Source organism: Candidatus Bathyanammoxibius amoris, from assembly GCA_024451685.1.
Lineage (GTDB): Bacteria > Planctomycetota > Brocadiia > Brocadiales > Bathyanammoxibiaceae > Bathyanammoxibius > Bathyanammoxibius amoris.
On sequence record JAMXCW010000005.1, the window covers coordinates 24,676 to 44,971 of the forward strand.

18 protein-coding genes are annotated in these 20,296 nt (G+C 51.4%); 7 read left to right on the forward strand and 11 right to left on the reverse strand.

Annotated features, from left to right (window positions below; translation table 11 throughout):
• The first annotated feature begins 328 nt into the window (after positions 1–328).
• The gene (locus tag NOU37_04310; GenBank protein ID MCQ4574448.1) at positions 329–1,537 is read left to right on the forward strand and encodes a glycosyltransferase family 4 protein; all 1,209 of its coding nucleotides are present in this window, start codon (positions 329–331) and stop codon (positions 1,535–1,537) included.
• Positions 1,534–2,280 (forward strand): class I SAM-dependent methyltransferase, encoded by a 747-nt coding sequence (locus NOU37_04315; protein MCQ4574449.1) that lies wholly within the window; start codon positions 1,534–1,536, stop codon positions 2,278–2,280. The genes NOU37_04310 and NOU37_04315 overlap by 4 nt, the downstream gene beginning before the upstream one ends.
• Positions 2,281–2,348: 68 nt before the next feature.
• Here the strand turns inward: NOU37_04315 and NOU37_04320 are convergent, their stop codons facing one another.
• The 4 genes from NOU37_04320 to rnpA all read right to left on the reverse strand — a co-directional run bounded on the left by NOU37_04320 (position 2,349) and on the right by rnpA (position 5,390).
• On the reverse strand, positions 2,349–3,491 hold the full coding sequence (locus NOU37_04320) for a DegT/DnrJ/EryC1/StrS family aminotransferase (GenBank protein ID MCQ4574450.1): 1,143 nt from the start codon (positions 3,489–3,491) through the stop codon (positions 2,349–2,351).
• On the reverse strand, positions 3,430–4,647 hold the full coding sequence (alr, locus tag NOU37_04325; protein MCQ4574451.1) for an alanine racemase: 1,218 nt from the start codon (positions 4,645–4,647) through the stop codon (positions 3,430–3,432). The genes NOU37_04320 and alr overlap by 62 nt, the downstream gene beginning before the upstream one ends.
• Positions 4,648–4,794: 147 nt before the next feature.
• Entirely contained in the window at positions 4,795–5,004 is a 210-nt protein-coding gene (gene yidD, locus NOU37_04330; GenBank protein MCQ4574452.1) for a membrane protein insertion efficiency factor YidD, read from the reverse strand.
• Positions 5,001–5,390, reverse strand: coding sequence for a ribonuclease P protein component (gene rnpA, locus NOU37_04335; protein MCQ4574453.1), 390 nt, complete (start codon positions 5,388–5,390; stop codon positions 5,001–5,003). The genes yidD and rnpA overlap by 4 nt, the downstream gene beginning before the upstream one ends.
• A gap of 275 nt (positions 5,391–5,665) precedes the next feature.
• On the opposite strand from rnpA, the gene NOU37_04340 reads away from it, so the two are divergent.
• Genes NOU37_04340 through cobA form a run of 5 tightly spaced genes read left to right on the forward strand, consistent with a single transcriptional unit; the run spans position 5,666 to position 12,660 of the window.
• Positions 5,666–6,637 (forward strand): KpsF/GutQ family sugar-phosphate isomerase, encoded by a 972-nt coding sequence (locus tag NOU37_04340; GenBank protein ID MCQ4574454.1) that lies wholly within the window; start codon positions 5,666–5,668, stop codon positions 6,635–6,637.
• Positions 6,638–6,640: 3 nt separating this feature from the next.
• Positions 6,641–7,147, forward strand: coding sequence for an HAD-IIIA family hydrolase (locus tag NOU37_04345; protein MCQ4574455.1), 507 nt, complete (start codon positions 6,641–6,643; stop codon positions 7,145–7,147).
• Positions 7,148–7,172: 25 nt separating this feature from the next.
• Positions 7,173–9,080: an LPS export ABC transporter periplasmic protein LptC gene (lptC, locus tag NOU37_04350; GenBank protein MCQ4574456.1), complete on the forward strand. Its 1,908-nt coding sequence runs from the start codon at positions 7,173–7,175 to the stop codon at positions 9,078–9,080.
• A gap of 59 nt (positions 9,081–9,139) precedes the next feature.
• On the forward strand, positions 9,140–11,152 hold the full coding sequence (locus tag NOU37_04355; GenBank protein ID MCQ4574457.1) for a HEAT repeat domain-containing protein: 2,013 nt from the start codon (positions 9,140–9,142) through the stop codon (positions 11,150–11,152).
• Complete coding sequence (gene cobA, locus NOU37_04360) at positions 11,149–12,660, forward strand: uroporphyrinogen-III C-methyltransferase (GenBank protein ID MCQ4574458.1); 1,512 nt, start codon at positions 11,149–11,151, stop codon at positions 12,658–12,660. The genes NOU37_04355 and cobA overlap by 4 nt, the downstream gene beginning before the upstream one ends.
• Positions 12,661–12,896: 236 nt before the next feature.
• Here cobA and NOU37_04365 read toward each other — a convergent pair whose 3' ends face one another.
• The 7 genes from NOU37_04365 to NOU37_04395 all read right to left on the reverse strand — a co-directional run bounded on the left by NOU37_04365 (position 12,897) and on the right by NOU37_04395 (position 20,117).
• On the reverse strand, positions 12,897–13,331 hold the full coding sequence (locus NOU37_04365; GenBank protein MCQ4574459.1) for a cyclic nucleotide-binding domain-containing protein: 435 nt from the start codon (positions 13,329–13,331) through the stop codon (positions 12,897–12,899).
• A gap of 144 nt (positions 13,332–13,475) precedes the next feature.
• Positions 13,476–14,825, reverse strand: a complete 1,350-nt coding sequence (locus NOU37_04370; GenBank protein MCQ4574460.1) for a hypothetical protein — start codon at positions 14,823–14,825, stop codon at positions 13,476–13,478.
• Between the two features lie 180 nt (positions 14,826–15,005).
• On the reverse strand, positions 15,006–16,124 hold the full coding sequence (locus NOU37_04375) for a response regulator (protein ID MCQ4574461.1): 1,119 nt from the start codon (positions 16,122–16,124) through the stop codon (positions 15,006–15,008).
• Positions 16,111–17,778, reverse strand: a complete 1,668-nt coding sequence (locus NOU37_04380) for an ATP-binding protein (protein ID MCQ4574462.1) — start codon at positions 17,776–17,778, stop codon at positions 16,111–16,113. Before NOU37_04380 ends, NOU37_04375 begins: the two co-directional genes overlap by 14 nt.
• A 74-nt stretch (positions 17,779–17,852) precedes the next feature.
• The gene (locus NOU37_04385; GenBank protein MCQ4574463.1) at positions 17,853–18,497 is read right to left on the reverse strand and encodes a hypothetical protein; all 645 of its coding nucleotides are present in this window, start codon (positions 18,495–18,497) and stop codon (positions 17,853–17,855) included.
• 97 nt (positions 18,498–18,594) lie between these two features.
• Positions 18,595–18,918 carry a DnaJ domain-containing protein gene (locus tag NOU37_04390; protein ID MCQ4574464.1) on the reverse strand — a complete coding sequence of 108 codons (324 nt, stop codon included), beginning with the start codon at positions 18,916–18,918 and terminating at the stop codon, positions 18,595–18,597.
• A complete protein-coding gene (locus tag NOU37_04395) occupies positions 18,918–20,117 on the reverse strand; it encodes a pyridoxal phosphate-dependent aminotransferase (protein ID MCQ4574465.1) in 1,200 nt (399 codons plus the stop codon). The genes NOU37_04390 and NOU37_04395 overlap by 1 nt, the downstream gene beginning before the upstream one ends.
• Positions 20,118–20,296: the final 179 nt, after the last annotated feature.

Sequence of the window (20,296 nt, forward strand, 5' to 3'; positions counted from 1 at the left end):
CCTTGTCGGGGCAACCTTCACACGCGACGGTGTCGTTGTGTTCGTAAAGTGTGGAACTGCAATCGGGGCAGCAGATTAGACTTTGAATGAGTTCTTGCACGTTCAGTGTTCAGGGTTTCCAGATTTACAAGTATGGGCGCAAAGCCAGTCCGCGGATATACTAGCAAAAAAGGCCGCGTGTTTACAAGGTCATGTAAGGAGGACCTTATATTTAATGAACGTGTCTGGCTAATATGAGATTTTCAATATCCTCGATATTACGGGGCTTGATTAACTTTCAGGGGATAATATAATGACACAAATTAAGAGTTGATATGCACATGAAGCCATGAAAGTCATATACGTCCTCAGCCATTCCTACGTGGGAGATGACTATGACAAAGACATCTCCAAACTAGGCTCGATTATCCACACCTACGCGTACAAACTCAGGAATTTCACGAACCGCTACCAGGTAGAGTGCTGGTGGACGGAGAAGAGGATATCCTCGCCAATCTCCGAACAGGCGGACGGCATCACCTTCAGGGCCTTCCCGGCCTTATCATACAAATTTCCATACAGGTACATCTCTTTTTCTATGCTGAGGGCGTTACGGCTGGAGACCAGGAGAGGACCTGTGTTGATTTTTATCCATGGACTCAGGGGGAAGTGGACCTCGCTTATACCGCTGTTTATAAGAAACGTGCCAATAGTAATCCAGCAGCACGGTGAGAGAACAGGCTACAGGGGGTCTCGCTTGAGGAAGAGGCCGTGGTTGATTCCACTCTCAATGCTGGAGAATATGGCCTTCAGGAAGACAGACCACTTCTTTCTCTTGTTCCAGCGCGCCAGAGAAGGTATGAAGAAATATGTACCCCCTGAGAGACTGAGCGTTATTACATGCGGTGTAGATTTTGATGTCTTCAGGCCGATGGATAAAACGGCGGCACGGGAGGAGCTGGGTCTGGATACGGAGAAGCGTTACGTCCTCTTTGTGGGCAGGATAAACGAGCGAAAGGGGGCCAGGTATCTGATAGAGGCGATGCCTGCCGTACTGGACGAGTATCCGGCGACAGAACTGCTTCTGGCAGGCCCGGCGCGCAGGGAAAGGACCGTTGCCGATTTAGGGGAGCTGGTAAAGTCGAAGGGCATAGAGGGCAGTGTCCATTTTCTTGGGCCAGTCCCCAACAAAAGGCTTCCGCTGTTTTACAACGCTTCCGACGTCTTTGTGCTGCCCAGCATGACCGAGGGGCTGGGGCTGGTTTTGATAGAAGCGGCAGCTTGCAACTGTCCCATTATCGGCACAGAGGTGGGTGGGATAGTCGACCTTATGAAGGCTGTAAAGAAGGGTATAATGGTGCCTCCCGGGTCATCCGCTGAGCTTGCAGATGCCGTAAAGGAGGTGCTTGAACGGCCGGACCAATACAATAGCGGCTTGAGGGAGGCCGTGCGCCAATATAGTTGGGACAGCATTTTTGAGAGGACGGTTAATGTCTTTGAGCAGTTGAGAAAGAGCTATTTTCCTGATGAAAGCCCTCGGGAAGGGACCCAGGCATGAACACAGAGAACTCGGACGTAAGAGAACGCCTCCGAAAAGGTTATCAGGATGAAGTGGTCGCCGGAACGTATGAAGGAGAGAGGGATTTCCGGGAGGGAGACCTGTCACTGCATTACGAGACCGAGGTACTGGCCATCTCAGAGGCCCTCAGGGAGGTGAGAGGGCCTATATTGGAAGTGGCGGTAGGGACAGGAAGACTGTGCAGAAGGCTCAAGCGGTTCGGCACCGGCTACGTGGGAATGGACGTATCCATGCAGATGCTTACAGAAGCGAAGAAGAACCTGTGGCAGAATAGACACTGGCCCCAGCTCGTAAGAGGCGACGCCTTTCAATTACCCTTCGGGGATGGACGTTTTAGTGCCGTCGTATCCTTCCGTTTCGTAAAACACCTCGATAAATCCGGCCGGGGGGACATGTATAGAGAGATCAGACGGATGCTCTGTGACGGAGGTCTTCTCATATTTGACTTCTACGGGTGGAGGAGGAGGGTATCCAAAGAAGAGGATAGTGACAGGCTCACCGTGGCGGCCCTGAGGGCGGAACTGGACAGTAATGGCCTGGAGCTGATAAAAGTCTATGGGACCCGGCACGTCATCTGCGACGCAATGTCCGTCCCCTTCAGATGGCTCAAGATACGCCCGGCAGTACAGGCGGCAGGATGGGTTGGGGTAAAGGTCTTGAGCCCGCTGGATGAACTACTTGACCGGTCGAGGGGCGGGGTCGCAGTATGTAAGAAGACGTAAGGAGAGAGACGTTGTCCGCCTCAGGTTGGAAATCCGCCGCAAAATTCCGGTCGGGCGGATACATCCCGTTACGGTTTCGCCAGAAAATCTCTTATGCAGTCGCAGACGTACCGGATGGCTTTTTCCTCAAGCTCAGGATAGAGGGGCAGGCTGAGACATTCCTTTGCGCACGCCTCCGCGGCGGGGAAATCACCCTCCTTGTATCCCAGGTGCCGGTATGCTTCCTGAGACGGAATAAGCAGCGGATAATAAATCCCCGTCTCGACGCCTCTTTCTTCAAGATACCTTTTCAACCCGTCTCTATTCTTAACCATTACCACGTACTGATGATACACCCCTTTCAGGTTCTTCTCCTTCGGAGGGGTTTTTAGCGGCGTGTCTTTCAACCCCTCGTCGTATAGTGCCGCTTTGCCGCGCCGGGCCTCAACCCACTCGTCCAACTTTTTCAGTTTTACCGCCAGCACCGCCCCCTGAAACGCGCTCATTCGATAATTGTACCCGATGAACGGGTGAAGGTACTCTTTACCCTTTTGTCCGTGATTCCTCAACATCCTTATCTTCTCAGAGAGTTCCCCGCTGTCGGTCACCACCGCGCCCCCTTCACCGCAGGCGCCTAGGTTTTTTGTGGGATAGAAGCTGAAACAACCAATGTCCCCTATGGAACCGGCCTTCTTCCACCTGCCGCTACCATTAGCTTCGATGAGACATTCGGCGCCGTGTGCCTGGGCGGCATCCTCTATCACAGGGATGTCACGTTCCCCGGCAAGTTCCATGAGCCTCGCCATGTCAACAGGGTGGCCGTAGAGGTGGACGGGCATGATGGCCCTGGTTTTTCGTGTAATTGCTTTCCCTGCCAGGGTGACGTCAAGGTTAAGGCTCCCGGCATCTATGTCTACAAAGACGGGTGTTGCGCCTGTATAGGAGATTGCTTCTGCGGGGGCGATAAAGCCGTGGGGTGAGGTAATGACCTCGTCGCCTTCCTTAACGCCCAGTGCAACCAAGGCAAGGTGGAGTGCCGAGGTGCCGGAGTTGAGGGCCACGCAGTACTTCGCACCCAGGTACGCGGCAAAATTTTTCTCGAAACGCTCAACTTCCTCACCAAGGATGAAGCTTGTACTGTCAACTACTCTGTCAAGCGCTTGTCGTATTTCATCCCTTATAGACCGGTACTGAGTATGCAGGTCTATGAACGGGATCTTCTTTATAGTCATCTTTATAGCCATCCCTGGTGGTCTCGTTAATGTATACCCTGTGGTTTGACCTCCCTGCCGCGCAGACCACCTCGTAAGGGATAGTACCCATGAGCCCCGCCACCTCCTCCGCCGAGATGGACGGGTTGCCATGTCCGCCAAACAGGATTACTTCGTCACCCACCTTTGCCCCGGGCACGTCAGTTATATCCACGTGCACGAAGTTCATGCGCACCCGCCCGATGACCGGCGCGCGCCGCCCGTGAATGATTACTTCGCTCCTGTTGGACAGGGCCCGTATGTAACCGTTGTCATAACCCAGGGGCAACACGCCTACCCTCGTGGGCCTCCGGGCCTTGAACGTACGTCCATAACTGACCGTCTCACCAGCCGGGACGTCCTTTATAAAGCCGAGGCTGGTCTTAAGCGCCATTGCAGGGCGGACACCTATTGCGTGTCCCCTGTGTTTAATGTCTGAGCATGACGGGCACAGCCCGTATAGCAGCATACCCGGGCGAACCATGTTAAACAAGGACTCGGGCGTTCGCAATATCGCGCCGCTGTTCGCCGCATGCTTTAGGGGCACGCGGATACCCAGGGACTCAATCTCTCTTATAATATCCTTAAAGATACGAAGCTGCTCATGCGTATGGCCAGTATTTATTTCAGAGGAAGAGCTGAAGTGTGTGAATAAACCTTCGATAAACAGGTTTTCGGTATTTGCCACCTCCGTTATAAATTTTACCGCATCGCTGTGGTGGACACCCAGGCTGCCCATGCCAGTGTCTATCTTCACATGGACCTTTGCCACCTTGCCGATAGTCCCGGCACACTCGGAGACCTTTTGTGTTAGAACGTTATCGCAGAGGGTGGGTATAAGAGAATATCTGAGGAGGACGCCAGCTTCTTCCGGGAATATACAGCCCAGGACCAGGATAGGCGTCTTTATGCCCCTGTCCCGCAGGGCTATCCCCTCTTCAACACTGGCAACAGCCAGCATCTCTGCGTCCAGTGACTCTAAGAGGCGGGCGACGCGCGAGGCGCCGTGGCCGTAGGCCTCAGACTTTACCACACCGATAATGCCCACACTGCGGCCGATCTTCTTACGGACCATGCGGACGTTATGGGTGATGGATGCGAGATCGACTTCTACCCAGTTCTTACCGGGTGATTGCACGGGCTGTCTCTACCTTTCCTCAATAGAGTACAGCCACCCCATCGAGTGCTTGACAGCGAGGGCATAATTTACTATTAAACCCAAAAATATTCAAGCAAAATCTTCCAGGCGGTGTTTTTGTGGCAGGAAAGAACCAGAATGATTTCACTAATCCACCGGGTTGTAGCCTGAGCCGCCCAGCGGGTGGCAGCGCAGGATGCGCCAGATGCCCGTGGGGATACCTGATATAACCCCTTTCTTCTCTATGGCCTCTATCATATACTCCGAACAGGTGGGGGAGTAGCGGCAGGAACGCGGCATAAGGGGCGATATGTAACGTTGATACATTTTGACGGCGCTGATTACCAGAAAACTCATTTGGGCCTTCTCGCGTTACACCAGCCTGCAAATATCTTAAACTCTGCCTCCGCGCCCTCGTATGTGTTTGGGAAGCCCCTCCTGGGCAAAAGGACGACGTCAAGCCCGGGCCCAAGCAACGCCTTATTCAACCGAAAACACTCCCGGAGGAGACGTTTGATGCGGTTTCGCGCTACGGCACCGCCGACCTTTTTGGACAGCATTATCCCCAGGCGCGAGAACTTGAGGGCGTTCGGGAGTACGTAGGCGTTAAAGTTCTTGCCGCGGAAAACAACCCTGCCTTCGAATACCCTGTCGAAGTCCTTCCTCTTTTTCAGCCTCTCCGCCTGTTTAAATCGTGTATCTTTTTTTATGTGTGCCGTGTCGCCCATATGGTCTTTGCGCATCCCAAAGGTTATTTTTCTATATGCGCGCGGAATCTCATTAGTATCAGTATAATAAGAACTTCTACCCTTTCCTCAAGACAGCCCTTTTTTTCTTTATTATTTCTTATATCACCTGGTTGGTGGAAATGCCATTGAAAACCGGGTGTCTGCGGAGGTCTGTATTTAAGGCGCCAGGAGTTCTTAAGGCGTGCCGACGGCCCCTCTTAAGGTGGGCCTTTCCCCTTGAATAATATTTACTTAGGGAATATAATTGATATGTTTAAGTGGAGGATTTTGTGAAGGAAACCAGCCAGGACATCCAGTTCGGCAAAGAGGTCTTAGAGCTTGAGGCCCGGGCCGTACAAAATCTTATCGAAAAGATAGACGACGGCTTCCAGCGGGCGGTAGACCTCATCTTCAATTGCAGCGGGCGCGTGGTGGTTACGGGAATTGGCAAGGCCGGCATAGTAGGCCAAAAGGTCTCTGCCACGCTTGCCTCCACAGGGACCCCCTCATACTGGCTGCATCCGGTGGATGCGCGCCACGGCGACCTGGGCAGGGTGGTTAAGGAAGACGTGGTGCTTGCGTTCTCATACAGCGGTCAGACGGAGGTCGTGCTGTTACTTCCCCACGTGAGGAAGATAGGCGCGAAGGTTGTGTCCATAACGGGTGACAGCGAGTCCTCTCTTGCGCTCCACAGCGACGTGGTACTGGAGACAGGGAGGATAGAGGAGCCGTGCCACCTGGGCCTGGCACCCAGCGCGAGCTCAACGGCCATGCTGGCCCTTGGCGATGCGCTGGCACTCACTGTATTCAAGAAGAGAAACCTTAAGAAAGAGGATTTTGCGGCCTATCACCCCGGCGGGGAACTGGGCAAGAAACTCATTACCGTTGATATGGTTATGCGTACGGGGGACGGTAATCCCGTTACGTCTGAATCTACCACTGTTAGTGAAGCGCTTAAGGCCATGACGTATACCAAAGGCAGCCCCGGGGCGGTAAGCATGGTGGATGCAGGCGGCCGGCTCTGTGGCTTCTTTACCGACGGGGACCTCAGAAGGCATCTGGAAAACGGACATGACTTCCTTAATAAGCCAATAAAGGAGATAATGACCACAGAACCGACGACCGTCAAGATGGGTTCCCTTGCTGCAGACGTTTACAGGGTCTTGAGGGATCACAAGATAGACCAGCTTCCGGTCGTGGACGATAAGGGTGTGCCGGTGGGTTTAGTAGACGTACAAGACCTCCTGGATGTGGGATACTGAAAAGTGGGACTAAAGGACATAAAGCTCTTGGTTGTTGACGTCGACGGCGTGCTGACTGACGGCAGGATATTTTGCAGCGACAGCGGGGAGGAACAAAAGGTCTTTCACGTGAGAGACGGTTCGGGGATAACATACTGGCACCGGAGCGGCCTTAAATCAGTTATTATCAGCGGGAGGGCCTCAAAGGCCGTCGAGCACAGGGCCAGGGAGCTTGGGATAGCGGACGTCTACCAGGGCGCCACGGATAAGCTTGAGGTTTATGAAAGGATGATAGAGAAGCATAAGATGAAGGACGAAGAGGTTTGTTATATCGGAGACGACCTGATAGACCTGCCCGTGCTGAGACGTGTGGGGTTTTCAGTTGCTGTGGCGGGTTCACCCGAGGAGTTATTGAGTGCCGTGGATTACGTGACGGTGGCTCCGGGCGGAGGGGGTGCGGTAAGAGAGGTGGTGGAAAAGGTGTTAAAATTGCAGGGTAAGTGGGGAGCCGTTTTGAAAAGGTACGTGTAAGTACGTGTAAGATATAAAAGAAGCTATGAGTAAGAAGAGAATAATATTGTTTGCCGTGCTGGGGTGCCTCCTGCTTAGTGCCGTATTGTCGCTATTCGGGGTCATTCCCAACAAGTATGCCGTAACTCATAAGGTGGAGTCGAAAGACCCCTACAGGGGAAAGTCGTATACCGAGCTCCAAGAGACCGCCGGGGAAGGAACGCAGGTAAGCCAGTACATCAGGGATTTCAATCTCCCGAGATACGATGAAACGGGGGAAGAGGTTTTTACTATTGTAGGTAAGGAGGCATTTCTCGTAAACGACTCGGTTTACAAGATAAACAGGCCGGAGATTCATTTGAAGGGTTCTGCCATGGACTTTGGCTCTTCCGATGAGGACGAGGAAGAGGAAACAGAGGCTTCTGCGGAAGACACGGGCGATTCTGAAGCTCAGGACATGGTAATAACCGCCAAAAAGGGAGAGATGGACCGGCTGTCAAACAAGGGCGTCCTGACAGGTAATGTGGTGGTGAGACTGGGGAATAATACCACACTGAAGACGGAGTATCTCATATATTACCCGGACGAGAAGAAAGCTATAACCGATCACCCCGTTGCTATTCAGAGTGAGAAGATGAACGTTACGGGCGTGGGTATGGAGGCCGAAATGGGCAGCGGGAGGATGTGGATTGAAAAGTCCGTTGTGGCTGAGATAAAGGGCTCGCAAAGCGGTGCGTTTATGGTCTCCTTTGGCAAGGGTGAGAAGGAGAAGAAAGAGGCACCCAAAAGGATTTATATACGCTGCAACGGGAAAATGGTCTTTGAGAAGGAACCAAACATGGTTACCTTTCATGACAACGTAAGGGTCAGAAAGGGTGATTCTACGATGACGTCAGATAAGTTGATAATTATCTTTGGCAAGGACGCCGATAAACCAAAGATGATTGTCGGTGAGGGCAACGTCACGGCCTCGGACGGCGTGAAGGTGGCCAAAGGCGATTTCCTTGTCTGGGACGCGGTTACTGACGCCACCACCCTGAAAGGAACGCCCACCGCATCCTTTTTCGAGAAGAAGATGTCTATAATCTCCCCGAAGCTGTTGTTTTATCAGGCGGAAGACAAGGTGATTGCCCCGAAGGGCGGCCAGCTGATCACAAAAGGTTTCGATGACAAAGACGACAAGGACGGGATGTTGGGTTCTGGAAGTGTTACCATCACGTGGAAGGGCAGGATGAACTTTGAGAAGGCCAAGAGACGGGCGGTTTTTGAAGATGATGTCCATTTGACCCGAAGAGATTTCAAGCTGAACAGCGAAAAGCTCATAATCGGTTTTGATGAGGAAGAAGGCCGTAAAGTAAACTCGATGAGGGCGACAGGTGGAGTGTATATTGTGGAGAAAAATGAGGATAATCTCAGAGAGGTTTATGGAGAAGAGGCGGTCTGGGAGAAAGACACCGGCGTGATTGAGGTCCTGGGGGAGGGCACACTGTATATTCAGGGTAAGGGGGGAGCCGGAAACAAGGGTATGACAAACATAAGTTGGGGCAGAAAGATGGTCAGGGACGAGGCCAACAAAAAAATCAGTTTCTTCGAGAACGTTTTGGCCCTTAAGGGAAATGAACAGGTGGAGTGCAATCAGCTTAATGCCTTTCTCGGAGAGGACGGGAGCAAGGTAAGGCGTGTGGTGGCCCTGGGAGACGTGGTGTATAACGACACAAAGGAAGACGGTATTGAAGGCCTTGGTGACGTTTTGGAATGGGACTGGAAGCAAAGCAAGATGATCCTTAGCGGCACTCCGACGGCAGAGATAAGGAGGCACGGGGTAAAGACTTTTGCGAAAAGGGTATACTATGACCCAAAGTCCCAGCGTTTGAGTTGGAGGGAAAAACCGCATTGGCAGATACCTCTTGGGGGGCGGGACGCCGGTGTCAACGTGCCCATAACACTGTATTAATGACAGTCCGTTGCCGGTCTAAACTTTTGTAATCAGTTAATTGTGTAAGGGATTAGACATTGAAAAGTAGAGTCGTAGTATCTCTTTATGTAATTGTCCTTTTGCAGTGTTTTCTTGCTGCGCCGGCCTTTCCGGAGTCACCTGCAGAAGTGCTGATAGCCGCAAACAGCGGTGTCTTGGAGGAGGCTCCGGAGAACACCATGTATGCGTTTGAGATGGCCGTTGAACAGAAAGCGAGTATCCTTAAGGTTGACGTACGGGGGACGAAGGATGGGGGACTCGTCATTATGAGGGACGCCACTATTGACAGGACCACAAACGGCAAAGGACTTGTGGGTGATATGCTCCTGGAAGAGATTAAGGTATATGACGCGGGCTCATGGCGGGGCAAACAGTTCAAAGGTGAACCAGTTCCCCTCCTCAGGGAGGTATTAAGGTTCGCCAAGATAAACGGTCTTAAGGTTATACTGGACGTCAAGGACCAGGGGCTGGAGAACAACATCCTGGCCCTTGTAGAAAGTCTGGGGATGATGAAAAAGGTCTATTTCTGGGGTGTATTGAGCCATTTAAGAGAATCAGAACCCTCATTGGTGGGGCAGGATCTTGTGTTTCTCACCCCGGAAGAGTTGACGCCTTCTAACATAAAACAGGCACATACCCGTCATAAGGACGTCATGACCTCTCTATTGAATTGCGATGACATGGAGAAGATGCGGAAGGTCATGCTGAAGGGGCCAGACATTATACTGGTAGACTTTCCTGCAGTCGCCAACGAGGCGTTGACTTTCAGAGAGCGGCGTAGAGCGATAAGGAGGATACAGAAACGCGACGCCCTGACCACAGTACCTTTCGATGGGCGCCTCTACGGAGTGGGTAGTGACGATGCGTTTATGTTTGAGGAGCGAGGAGGTGGTATTGGAGGCATAGACCTTCTTGACCCGGTAGGCGTCTTGCAAGGTCTCCTTTTTGGGAAGGAGGAGGTCGAATATGTTGACGGTCTGGAGAAGGGTACCCCCAAGGCCGAACTTCGCAAGGAGGTAAGGTCCCTGGCTCTGGACCTGTATGAGCCGGGTTTGAGTGAAAAGGGTTTTTTTGGAAAGGCCACCAGCAAGTTTATGAAAGGGATGAGTGATGAGGAGGCCGATGACTCCAGGATGGCCGCACTTGAGATGACGTCGCTTCCTCCTTTTGCGGTGATTCCGCAGCTTGTCCATGCCTTGGGCTCTAAAAGGCCGGCAGTAAGGGACAATGCAGTTTGGGCCCTGGGGCTTATTGGTGACTATAATGTTATACCAGAGGTGGTCGTGTTGTTAGAAGACGTGAATCAAGAGGTTGATATCAGGAGGAGCGCGGCTTTAGCGCTTGGCAGACTTCGGCAGACCTATGCGGTAGAACCCCTGCGGGACGTACTTGTGGAAAGCAACATACCACCTGTGAGGTATGATGCGGCAAGGTCACTTGGGGATATTGGAGACGCCAGCGCCGTGGGTGACCTGATAAGGACCACTGAGGGAAGCGCTGACTGGAGGGTAAAGGCCGCCTGTGTAGGGGCGTTAGGTAAGATTGGCGACCCCGGCGCGGTGACCAGGCTTGGCGAACTGCTGAGGCAGAATACGGGGGCCCCGCATTCCATATGGGCCCGTCACCGGGCGGCTTGGGCCCTTTCATCAATAGGAGAAGACTCGCTCAGGGTCCTTCTGGCCGGCCTGAGAGACGATGAAGAATTTATTAGAAGAAAAAGTGCATGGGCGATGGTAAGGATAGGGAAGCCCGCCATTCCTGCACTTATAAGGGGATTAAGGGACCCCAATGCGAGAGTCAGGTTAAGGGGTGCTCTGGCACTAGGTTGGATAGGAGACACCAAGGCCGTACCGTCTCTGGCCCGTTCCATGTATGATGAGGATTTTGAGGTGAGGCAGGCCGTTGTGTGGGCCATCGGGCACATAGGCGGTGTCAGGGCGGACAAGGTGTTGGAAAAGCTCGTGAATTCTGACGACGATGAGAGAATAAAGGAATTAGCGGGGGAAGCCATCGCAAGAGGGTCGAAGAAAAATAAGGGGTATCGGAGGTGAAAAAAGTCTATCTGGTGGGGTCAGGGCCCGGGGACCCGGGCCTTATTACCGTAAAGGCCGTCGAGTGTATAACAAAGGCGGATGTCATAATATACGACTATCTGGTCGGTGAAGAACTGCTTAAGTACGCGAGAGAGGATGCAGAGATTATCTACGTCGGTAAACAGGGGAACCGGCATACTCTTGAGCAGGATGAAATAAATGACCTCATCGTAGAAAAGGCCAGGCAAGATAAGACCGTGACAAGGCTCAAGGGTGGCGACCCGTTTGTGTTTGGCAGGGGTGGAGAAGAGGCCGTGTATATGGCTGAAAGGGGAATCCCCTTTGAAGTCGTGCCGGGCATCACTGCTGCGATAGCCGCTCCGGCTTATGCGGGCATACCCGTAACTCACAGGGATTATACCTCTACGCTGGGTCTGATAACCGGACACGAAAACCCCGAAAAGGGCGGGAGCGCCCTGCCATGGGACAAGCTGAGTACCGCGGTCGGCACCCTCGGGGTGTACATGGGAATAAAGAACCTTCCTTATATTGTGAAAGAACTCCTTAAGAACGGCAGGCCCAAGGACACCCCTGTGGCTATAATACGCTGGGGCACCACGTCGCGACAGGAAACATTGGTAGGGACACTGGAAGACATTGTGGAAAGGTCTAAGGATATAAAACCCCCTGCCGTTACCGTAGTGGGTGAGGTAGTTAAACTCAGGAAGTGTCTGAACTGGTTTGAGACCAGACCGCTCTTCAGGCGGACAGTGGTGGTCACAAGGTCAAGGGACCAGGCAAGCGATTTCGCGAGAGAGTTGGAAGAACGGGGTGCAAGGGTTATAGAGTTTCCTACCATTAAGATCACGGAGCCAACGGACATTTCACCTCTCGATAAGGCAATCCGTGAGCTAAGCACCTTCCACTGGGTGGTTTTTACCAGCGTAAACGGGGTAGAGGCCTTTTTCCGGCGGCTGTTCCATCTGGGGATGGACGTGCGGGAACTGAAGGGCGTAGAGATATGTGCAATCGGGCCTGCGACTGCCGGGGAGGTGCGGAGGTACTGTCTGAGTGTTGATTGTCAGCCCTCAAAATACGTGGCGGAAGAGGTGCTGGAGGAACTGAAGAAGAGAGGAGATTTGAAAGGAAAGCGGATCCTGATGCCAAGGGCCGATATTGCCAGGAGTTTTCTGCCGGAGGAGTTAAAGAAATTGGGTGCAGAGGCCGTCGAGGTCACCGCCTATTGCACCGTGCTTGCGGAAACGGGTGAGAAAAAACTGCTGGAGAGGATAACTGCTGGAGAGGTAGACGTAGTTACCTTTACCAGCTCGTCCACGGTGAGGAACTTTGTGAAGATAATAGGCAAGGAGAACCTGGCCAGGTTAAACGGCAAGGCACGCTTTGCCAGTATAGGACCTATAACTACCGGTACGGCGGAAGAACTGGGTCTTAATATATCCAAAGAGGCGAAGGAATATACCATCCCCGGCCTGGTAAAGGCCGTTGAGGAAATGCTGACGACGTAGCTGTCCGGCTGGCTGGTTTGAAATTACTGATGCAAGAGCAGGGAACTTCAGGTCCATATCTGTAAGGCCCGGAAAATTATATCCCGGCAAGAGTCGCTTTTTTAGACAGGTCTATCTGTAATGTTGAGTTCTTATGCCCCGCACAACAGGGTTTTTCCAGGGCGTCACCCGGGGATAGGGGCTGCATCTGGTTCCGGGGCACTGAAATAGTACATTGCCCGCGCCCGGACTGGATTCTAGCCGTCAACCTGGGTCTTGAGATACTCCCTGAGTTCAATAAGACCTTCCGGAATTTCTTCCAACCTGTCGAGGGCAGAGCTCAGTTTCGTGTTCAGCGTCCTTATCCTGTGGCCCATCTGCCGGAGGACCCGTAGCGCAAGTGTGGGGTCCACTCTTACGCGTTTAAGGAACATTTCGTGGTCGATGGCAAGTACCCTTGCATCACCCATGGCCTTAACGGTGGCAGACCGGGGCTTTGCGTCAAGCAGACTCATCTCGCCAAATATGTCCCCCTCTTTTAATATGGCCAGTGCCGTCTCCATTTTTCCGTGGCCCTTAACGACCTTTACGTTTCCGGACTGGATTATGTACATTACCCGGCTTTCTGAGCCTTCTTCTACAATAACGTCACCGTCCTTATAGGTTGTTCCCAAGAATCCTTCTTCTGCCATGATATGGCCCCCCACTGTACGTGTAAGTGTATTAGACCTTTATAAACATGTCTTTCCGTTTGATGCGAAGACAGAAAGCTGTGACAACAACATGTCTCTTAGGATTTCCGGCGCGAATGACTTTTCGTAGCTGCATCATTTCTTTTAAAAGGGAATGTATCTTTTCCAGAACTCTCCCAGGACGCCCTTAATGAGTGAGAATTGTGCCCTGGGGCTGATTGCAGAGTAAAAGATTTCCGTATAGTTTCTACCCCCGGTGAACATGTCCCACAGTATGGAGCTGTGGGGTGTACCGTCTGAGGGATTCTCCTGTTCGTGCCGCACGGTGTTAAAAAACCCTTTACTGAGTAATGGAGTGCTTGTTACATAGTCGTTTATGGTGAACAGTACCTTTCCGAATCTGTTGTCCTTGTCTATGGCTTTACACGTTGGGAGATAGTGTTCGGCAAAATCTGTTTCGCTGATCCCGTAAAGCGTAGTGGTGTAAGCGGCGGCCTTTCCTGTTACATAGGCTGAACCTATTCCGTCCTTGTAGAGACGGGCGCTTGCGGCGTCACCGACTATGACGATGTGGTCGGCGAAAGGTTTGTGTGCGGGGTTGAGGGTCATCTTTGGGAAGCAGTGGCAGAACCTATCCGGCAGCCGCCAGCCTTCTGGCAGCATCTTTTGCATGGCCGGATGGGCGACAAAGGCCTGTACCGTCTCTTTGTTAACCTGTTTGCCGAGGAGGCTGATGGTAGCGTAGTCACTCTTAGGTGTTATGGCGGCAAATTTCACGCCCGGCATGTTCAGGAGAAAGACGTGGATGGCGTTCCCGAAGTACTTGTTTACCCATTCCTTGTCCAGTTCCAGCTCTGTCTGCATGCATCTTATGGTCTCTGGAGGGACATAGCCAAAGCCGAGGTCTCTAAATTTCTCTACGGTGCGTGCGTTTACGCCGAATGCCCCCACCAGGAGGTCCGGTTCCATCAAAGGTTTTTTGTTGGAATAGAGTACGGGTTTATCACCGTTCAGCTTTATCTCATCTATTACGGTGTGTTCTATTGTAGCCCCTTCTTCAGTGGCTTTTTGCAGCAAAAATTCGTCAAAGCTTAAGATATCTCTTCCACTACTGCCTCTAGGTCCGCCACCGCGATATGTGGTGGCTATACCTCTCTGCTGGAGCCGCGGGGACTTTATATAAACCTCACCGGCAGGGGTGTGGAAGCAGTAAGAGTCTATACTGCGCTGTACTACCGTGGGTGGGATGTTTATTCCGTCTATGGCGAGATGCTGTACCATGGTTTCGGAGATGACTCCGGCACACATGTTACAACCCGCCGGACCCTGGTTGGTGAAGGTCTTGCGGTCAAAAATCTTTAGGTGCAGTTTTTTCCCCAGGTCCTTGGCCAGTTTAAGTGTATATATACTGAAGAAGGACCCGGCGGGACCGCCCCCGATTACTGCAACCTCTGCCCCATCGGACAGGGTGAGATGCTTACGTACCCCCCCCATATTACGTTGACCCTCAATATCTTGCAATTAGTGGTCTATAAGTGAAATTAAAGGTCTGTCCCGAACTACCTGAAAGACATACATCAAATCTGCGATTCCAGGGCAACCCCCAAGCCGCATACCGGGTAGTTGCACTATCGTACGTTTAGCCTATACGCAGATATATTGATTAGAGGCCTTTTATGTATTTGCGGTGGCCAGTACCTCCTGGACCTCGAAGAGTTCCATCTCTTCCGAACGTCCCTTAAGGAGTTTCTTACCCACGCTTGTGGCCTTAACCTTGTCTGAAATCATGTCGTACGTATCTTTACCGATAAGGATGGAGTTGGGTTTTTCTTTCGTACAATCCTGGATGTGGAAGGCCATGTTTACGGGACCGCCTATCACGGTGTATTCCATTTTCTCTTTGGACCCCACGTTTCCGGATATAACCTTACCTGAGTTGATGCCGATGCCGATTGCAATGGTTTCGCCCATCCTGTCCTTAAGCCAGTCGTTGAACTTTGCAAGGGACTTTTGTATTTCGAGGGCGGCTGAGACGGCACAAAGTGCGTGGTCGTCCAGTGAGGCCGGTGCCCCAAAGACGGCCAGAACACCGTCACCGATGAATTTATCCACCACACCGCCTTTAGCTATTACTATTTTGCTTATCTCGGAAAACAGTTTATTCAGTACCTCCACCACCTCCTCCGGTGTGTGCTTCTCAGAGAACGGGGTAAAACTTCTTATGTCGAGAGAGAGTATCGTGACGCTTCGGTTTTCCCCCGTGAACAGGTGTTCGTCTGCGCGTTCCAGGACCTCGCTGACTACCTTCTCGGGCACGTAACGTTCAAAGACCTTCCTTATTCTCACTTCCTTTTCGATGGAGGCGGAGAGCTTGGTTACCTGGTCCTGGACTTCTTGTAGCAGCTCTTCGTTTTCCTCTTCAAGGTCCATTCTGGATAGTACGTCCCGGACCGTGGATTTTAGTTCTTCGGGCTTCCAGGGTTTTGTTATATATCGATACACGTGTCCCGTGTTTATGGCATCTATCAGGTCTTCAACGTCGGTGTATCCGGTAAGAACGATCCGGGTGACGTCGGGACATATATCCATGGTACGTTTAAAAAGTTCCGTTCCCGTCATCTCAGGCATCTTCTGGTCTGAGATTATCATGGAGATGTTGCTGTCCTTCAGGATTCTCAAGGCAGCTTCGCCGCTATGCGCCGCAAAAACGATGCATTCCCTGCGCAGCGTGCGTTGAAGCAAGTCCAGACTGTCCTGTTCGTCATCAACTACTAAGATGTTATGCCTTGACATCTTGCTTTGGTCCTTCTATCGGTAGCTCTATGTTAAAAGTGGTTCCTTCTCCCACTTTGCTCTCTGCCCATATCCGGCCCTGGTGTTTTTCTATTATACCATAACTGATGCTGAGGCCAAGACCGGTTCCTTTACCCACGGGTTTTGTGGTAAAGAAGGGTGTAAAGAGCTTTTTCTTGTTCTCCTCCGAAATGCCCTTTCCGCTGTCTCTGATGGAGATTTTTACTTTTGTGTCCGTCTTTTCAGTCTTTATCCAGACATCCCCCTTATCCTCTATTGCCTGGGCGGCGTTTGCCAGCAGGTTCATGAAGACCTGGTTGAGCTCACCGGCGAAGCAATTGATTTTTGGGATATCTCCGTATTCTTTGTGTACGTTGATACGGTTCTTATAAAGGTGAGTGAGAATTTCCAGTGTGCTGTTAATACCCTCATGAATATCTGCCCGCTTTAGCGCAGCCTCGTCCAGCCTGGAGAAGCTTCGCAGGGAAGCTACAATGTCTTTTGTCCGCTCGGCTCCATTTTTACAGCTTTTTATTAATTTGTCCAGGTCTTTTAGTAAAAAATCAAGGTCTATCTCCTGGATTAAATGGTCCATCTGCTTTTTTTCTTCCGGGCTGACGGATTTTAGGTCTCTAAACCCGGAGAGGATCTCTTTTATGTTGTTTATGTATTCCTCCAGGTGGTCCATATTGCCGTAAATAAAGCTTACCGGATTATTTAATTCGTGGGCTATGCCGGCGACCAGTTGGCCCAGGGAGGCCATTTTCTCCGACTGCACGAGTTGAGCCTGTGCCCCCTGGAGCTCTTTGTAGGCCTTCTCCAGGTCTTGATGAGATTTCTGCAGGGCTACGGTCCGCTCCCGTACCTTTTCTTCCAGATTGGTGTTCAGGTCGGCGAGTTCATTTGCGTAGTTGTCCTTTTCGGTAAGTGTGTTCTTGAGATTCTTGGTAAGCTTGTTGAACTCAGACGCGAGCTGTCCGATTTCGTTCCGGGAGCGTATGTTTACCTGATGGTCCAGGTTGCCGCCCGAGATTATCTTTATGTCTTTGACAAAGTTCTTTACGGGTTTTGTTATGGTATAGGCCGTCAGGAAACTTGCCCCCAGTGACACAAGCAGTCCGACGCCGCCGGCGAAGAGTCCTATCTTCAGGGCCCGCCCCGCCCCGCTGGTCATAAGCTCGCGCGCGTAGCCTATCCGGACGGTGCCGTATTTTACGTTGCCTTCAAACAGGGGTACTTGCGCCTCCATAATCCAGCGCTCTGCGCCGGGGCTAAAATATTTTTGTACAGAATAGATGTCGGATGAATAGGTATTCTTTATCCTGGTCTTTTCTGACAAGAACTCTTCGGCGTTCTTGCTCTTGGCGATGACCTTGCCTTTCTGGTCCTCGACTACGGCGTAGATGACGTTCTTGTCTGTGGCAAGGTCTTGGACAAAGCCGGAAAGGGGTTCATAATTGCTGATGGCCATGAATGGCACGAGCTGTTTATTGAGGTTTTTCGAGAGTACCCCGCTTGCTTCCTTAATCTGCTTTTTTTGTTCCCGGTTGTTTAGAAGGCTGTATGACCCCGTGACAATGAAGACTACAAAGAACACTATTGGTATGGTCATGAGGAATATCTTGTTGCGGAAACTTAGGGAAGGCTTTCTCATAAGATTTCTATACTACTGTGATATACCCGCCGGAGCCTACTGCAGGCACCCTGAAACGTGCGCCACCTGAGGGTTTATCTGGCCTTCGTTCTTTTAGGTTCCCACAGTAAAAAGTATATTATTCCCCCAATTATCACTACCGCCTGAGTCACGATGATACTTCTAATCCAGATGCTAAGACACCTGCTTAAGTAAGTACTAAATCTGGCCTCGTCAACCCCGCCAATCTGTACTATAGAGTAAATGGCCACAGAAATAATTACGATACACATGAGAGTTATATCAATAATCCTGAGAACCCTTTTGCCCGTAGAGCCGCCTTCCTCTTCTTCGTAGTATGAATCCTCGTAGGCTGGTGCTTCAGTCTCTTGAGGTGGTGTGGGTGAGACCTCGCCCAGTTCCTTGCCCAGGTCTTCGAAATCCTCGTAAACAGACTGTCCTGGTTCTTCAATGTCCAGGTGTAACCCTTCTTCTTCCTCGGTTTTCCTGTGGGCTGCGGCTGGAGCCGGCGTGGGTGTGGGCGCGGGTGTTGGAACAGATTCTATTTCTTTTGTCGTATAGTGTACAGGTTCTTCCAGCTCTCGCTGGGCCTTCTCTATGTCCTCGAGAGCGGAGGGGTACTCCTCCTCGGCCGATTCCTGGAGGTCTCGCTCTCTTCCGCAGCTTGTGCAGACGAGAGAGTCTTCTTCATTTTGTGAACTACACGGACACAGCCACATTTTAGTGCCTTAATTGTTAAGGTTGTCTCGATAAGTCTATATTTTTACGAAATCTAACAGAAAATCCGGCAAACAACAAGAAGCATTTCGCGGTATTTTAAAGACCCCGTTCCTTTCGGACCTCTTCGTATGCGTTACTTACTTCTACGAACTTCCGATGGGCGAGGGCTTTGAGTTCTTCTCCCAGGTGTGTAACCTTGTCTGGATGGTACTTGACGGAGAGTTCCAGGTAGCGCTTCTTTACCTCTTCATTTGTTGCGGACCTGTCAATCCCCAACACCGTGTACGGGTTTTCCACGGGGTTTACCTTTACGGAATCGTATACGCGGCCGAGGGTTGCACCCAATATGGAGCCCAGGAACCGGCCTGTAAACCATCCCAGGCCTAAACCGATTAGCGTGCCCTTGTACTCTACTTTCATTACGGCGCCCCCTGGGAGGTCAAGACTTCTTGCAGTCTATCCATCCCTTCTTCAATGTGTTTCATGTTTGTGGCAAAGGATATTCTTACGTGGTTGTCGGAACCGAAGCACACTCCGGGGACAAGGGCCACCCCGGCCTTTTCTATTAGCATTTCCACAAACTCAGTTGAATTGCTTACTTCTATACCTGACATGCTTCGCCCGTAAAGGCCTGAGACATTGGGGAAGACGTAGAATGCCCCTTCGGGCATGGTGCAGGATATACCTTCTAATCCCCGGAGTTTTTCGACCATATACCTTCTTCTTTTGTCGAATTGCTCCACCATGTGTCTTACAGGTGTTTGGTCGCCCCGGAGGGCCTCCACTGCGGCCTTCTGGGCGATGGAGTTGGCGCAGCTGGTGGTATGGTCCTGAAGTCTTATGGCCGCCTTTATAATCTGCTCCGGCCCTGCCGCATAGCCCACACGCCAGCCTGTCATGGCATAGGCCTTTGAAAACCCGTTTACCGTTATAACTTTTCCCATAAACTCGTCGCCAAAGCCGGCAGGGCTAACGTGTTTCATCCCATCGTATATTATCTTCTCGTATATCTCGTCAGAGACGATGTATATATCGTTCTCCACGGCGATACTTACCAGCGCCCTCATTTCCTCCTCTGTATATACTACTCCCGCGGGGTTACTGGGACTGTTTATGATAAGAACCTTGGTCCTGGATGTGATCGCCGCCTTCAGGGATTCGGGCGTTAACTTGAATCCTGACCCGTCATCGGTATGTACGAAGACAGGCGTGGCACCAGCCATCTTTACCTGTTCCGGGTAGCTGACCCAGTATGGGGCGGGGATTATTACTTCGTCTCCGCTGTCACACAGTACCAGTAACAGGTTGTGGACGGCCTGCTTTGCGCCGATTGTTACCGCCACCTGTGTGGGAGAGTATTGTAGGCCGTTGTCTTGCAATAGCTTCTCACAGATAACCTCTTTGAGTTCTAAGATCCCGGAGGTTGGTGTGTATCTGGTGAAGCCGTCCTTTATGGCCTTTATGGCTGCGTCAGTGATGTTCTTTGGGGTATCAAAGTCGGGCTCCCCCATGCCGAAACCGATGACGCTGATACCCTCCTGCACCATATTTTTGACCTTGGTACTTATCTTGATAGTACCGGAGGGCTTTATTTTTTCAGCAATCCTTGATAGGTTCATCTTTAATACTTCATTACAGAGAAAAAAAATCGTAAAAGGAACTTTCCGTCCAATTTATCAAATTACGCGGTCGCTGTCAAATCCTTTAGATATCTCCCTTAAGGCATACGTGGAGCATAATAACCCTGCGGAGGCAGCGGTTTCAGTACTGGAACAGTGCCCACTGTCGGAGAAGGGTG

What these genes read in the sequence shown, in the direction of transcription:
- NOU37_04310 (MCQ4574448.1), top strand. Translation starts at nt 329, where the DNA reads ATGAAAGTCATATACGTCCTCAGCCATTCCTACGTGGGAGATGACTAT.
- NOU37_04315 (MCQ4574449.1), top strand. Translation starts at nt 1,534, where the DNA reads ATGAACACAGAGAACTCGGACGTAAGAGAACGCCTCCGAAAAGGTTAT.
- NOU37_04320 (MCQ4574450.1), bottom strand. Translation starts at nt 3,491, where the DNA reads ATGACTATAAAGAAGATCCCGTTCATAGACCTGCATACTCAGTACCGG.
- yidD (MCQ4574452.1), bottom strand. Translation starts at nt 5,004, where the DNA reads ATGAGTTTTCTGGTAATCAGCGCCGTCAAAATGTATCAACGTTACATA.
- rnpA (MCQ4574453.1), bottom strand. Translation starts at nt 5,390, where the DNA reads ATGCGCAAAGACCATATGGGCGACACGGCACACATAAAAAAAGATACA.
- lptC (MCQ4574456.1), top strand. Translation starts at nt 7,173, where the DNA reads ATGAGTAAGAAGAGAATAATATTGTTTGCCGTGCTGGGGTGCCTCCTG.
- NOU37_04365 (MCQ4574459.1), bottom strand. Translation starts at nt 13,331, where the DNA reads ATGGCAGAAGAAGGATTCTTGGGAACAACCTATAAGGACGGTGACGTT.
- NOU37_04370 (MCQ4574460.1), bottom strand. Translation starts at nt 14,825, where the DNA reads ATGGGGGGGGTACGTAAGCATCTCACCCTGTCCGATGGGGCAGAGGTT.
- NOU37_04375 (MCQ4574461.1), bottom strand. Translation starts at nt 16,124, where the DNA reads ATGTCAAGGCATAACATCTTAGTAGTTGATGACGAACAGGACAGTCTG.
- NOU37_04380 (MCQ4574462.1), bottom strand. Translation starts at nt 17,778, where the DNA reads ATGAGAAAGCCTTCCCTAAGTTTCCGCAACAAGATATTCCTCATGACC.
- NOU37_04385 (MCQ4574463.1), bottom strand. Translation starts at nt 18,497, where the DNA reads ATGTGGCTGTGTCCGTGTAGTTCACAAAATGAAGAAGACTCTCTCGTC.
- NOU37_04390 (MCQ4574464.1), bottom strand. Translation starts at nt 18,918, where the DNA reads ATGAAAGTAGAGTACAAGGGCACGCTAATCGGTTTAGGCCTGGGATGG.
- NOU37_04395 (MCQ4574465.1), bottom strand. Translation starts at nt 20,117, where the DNA reads ATGAACCTATCAAGGATTGCTGAAAAAATAAAGCCCTCCGGTACTATC.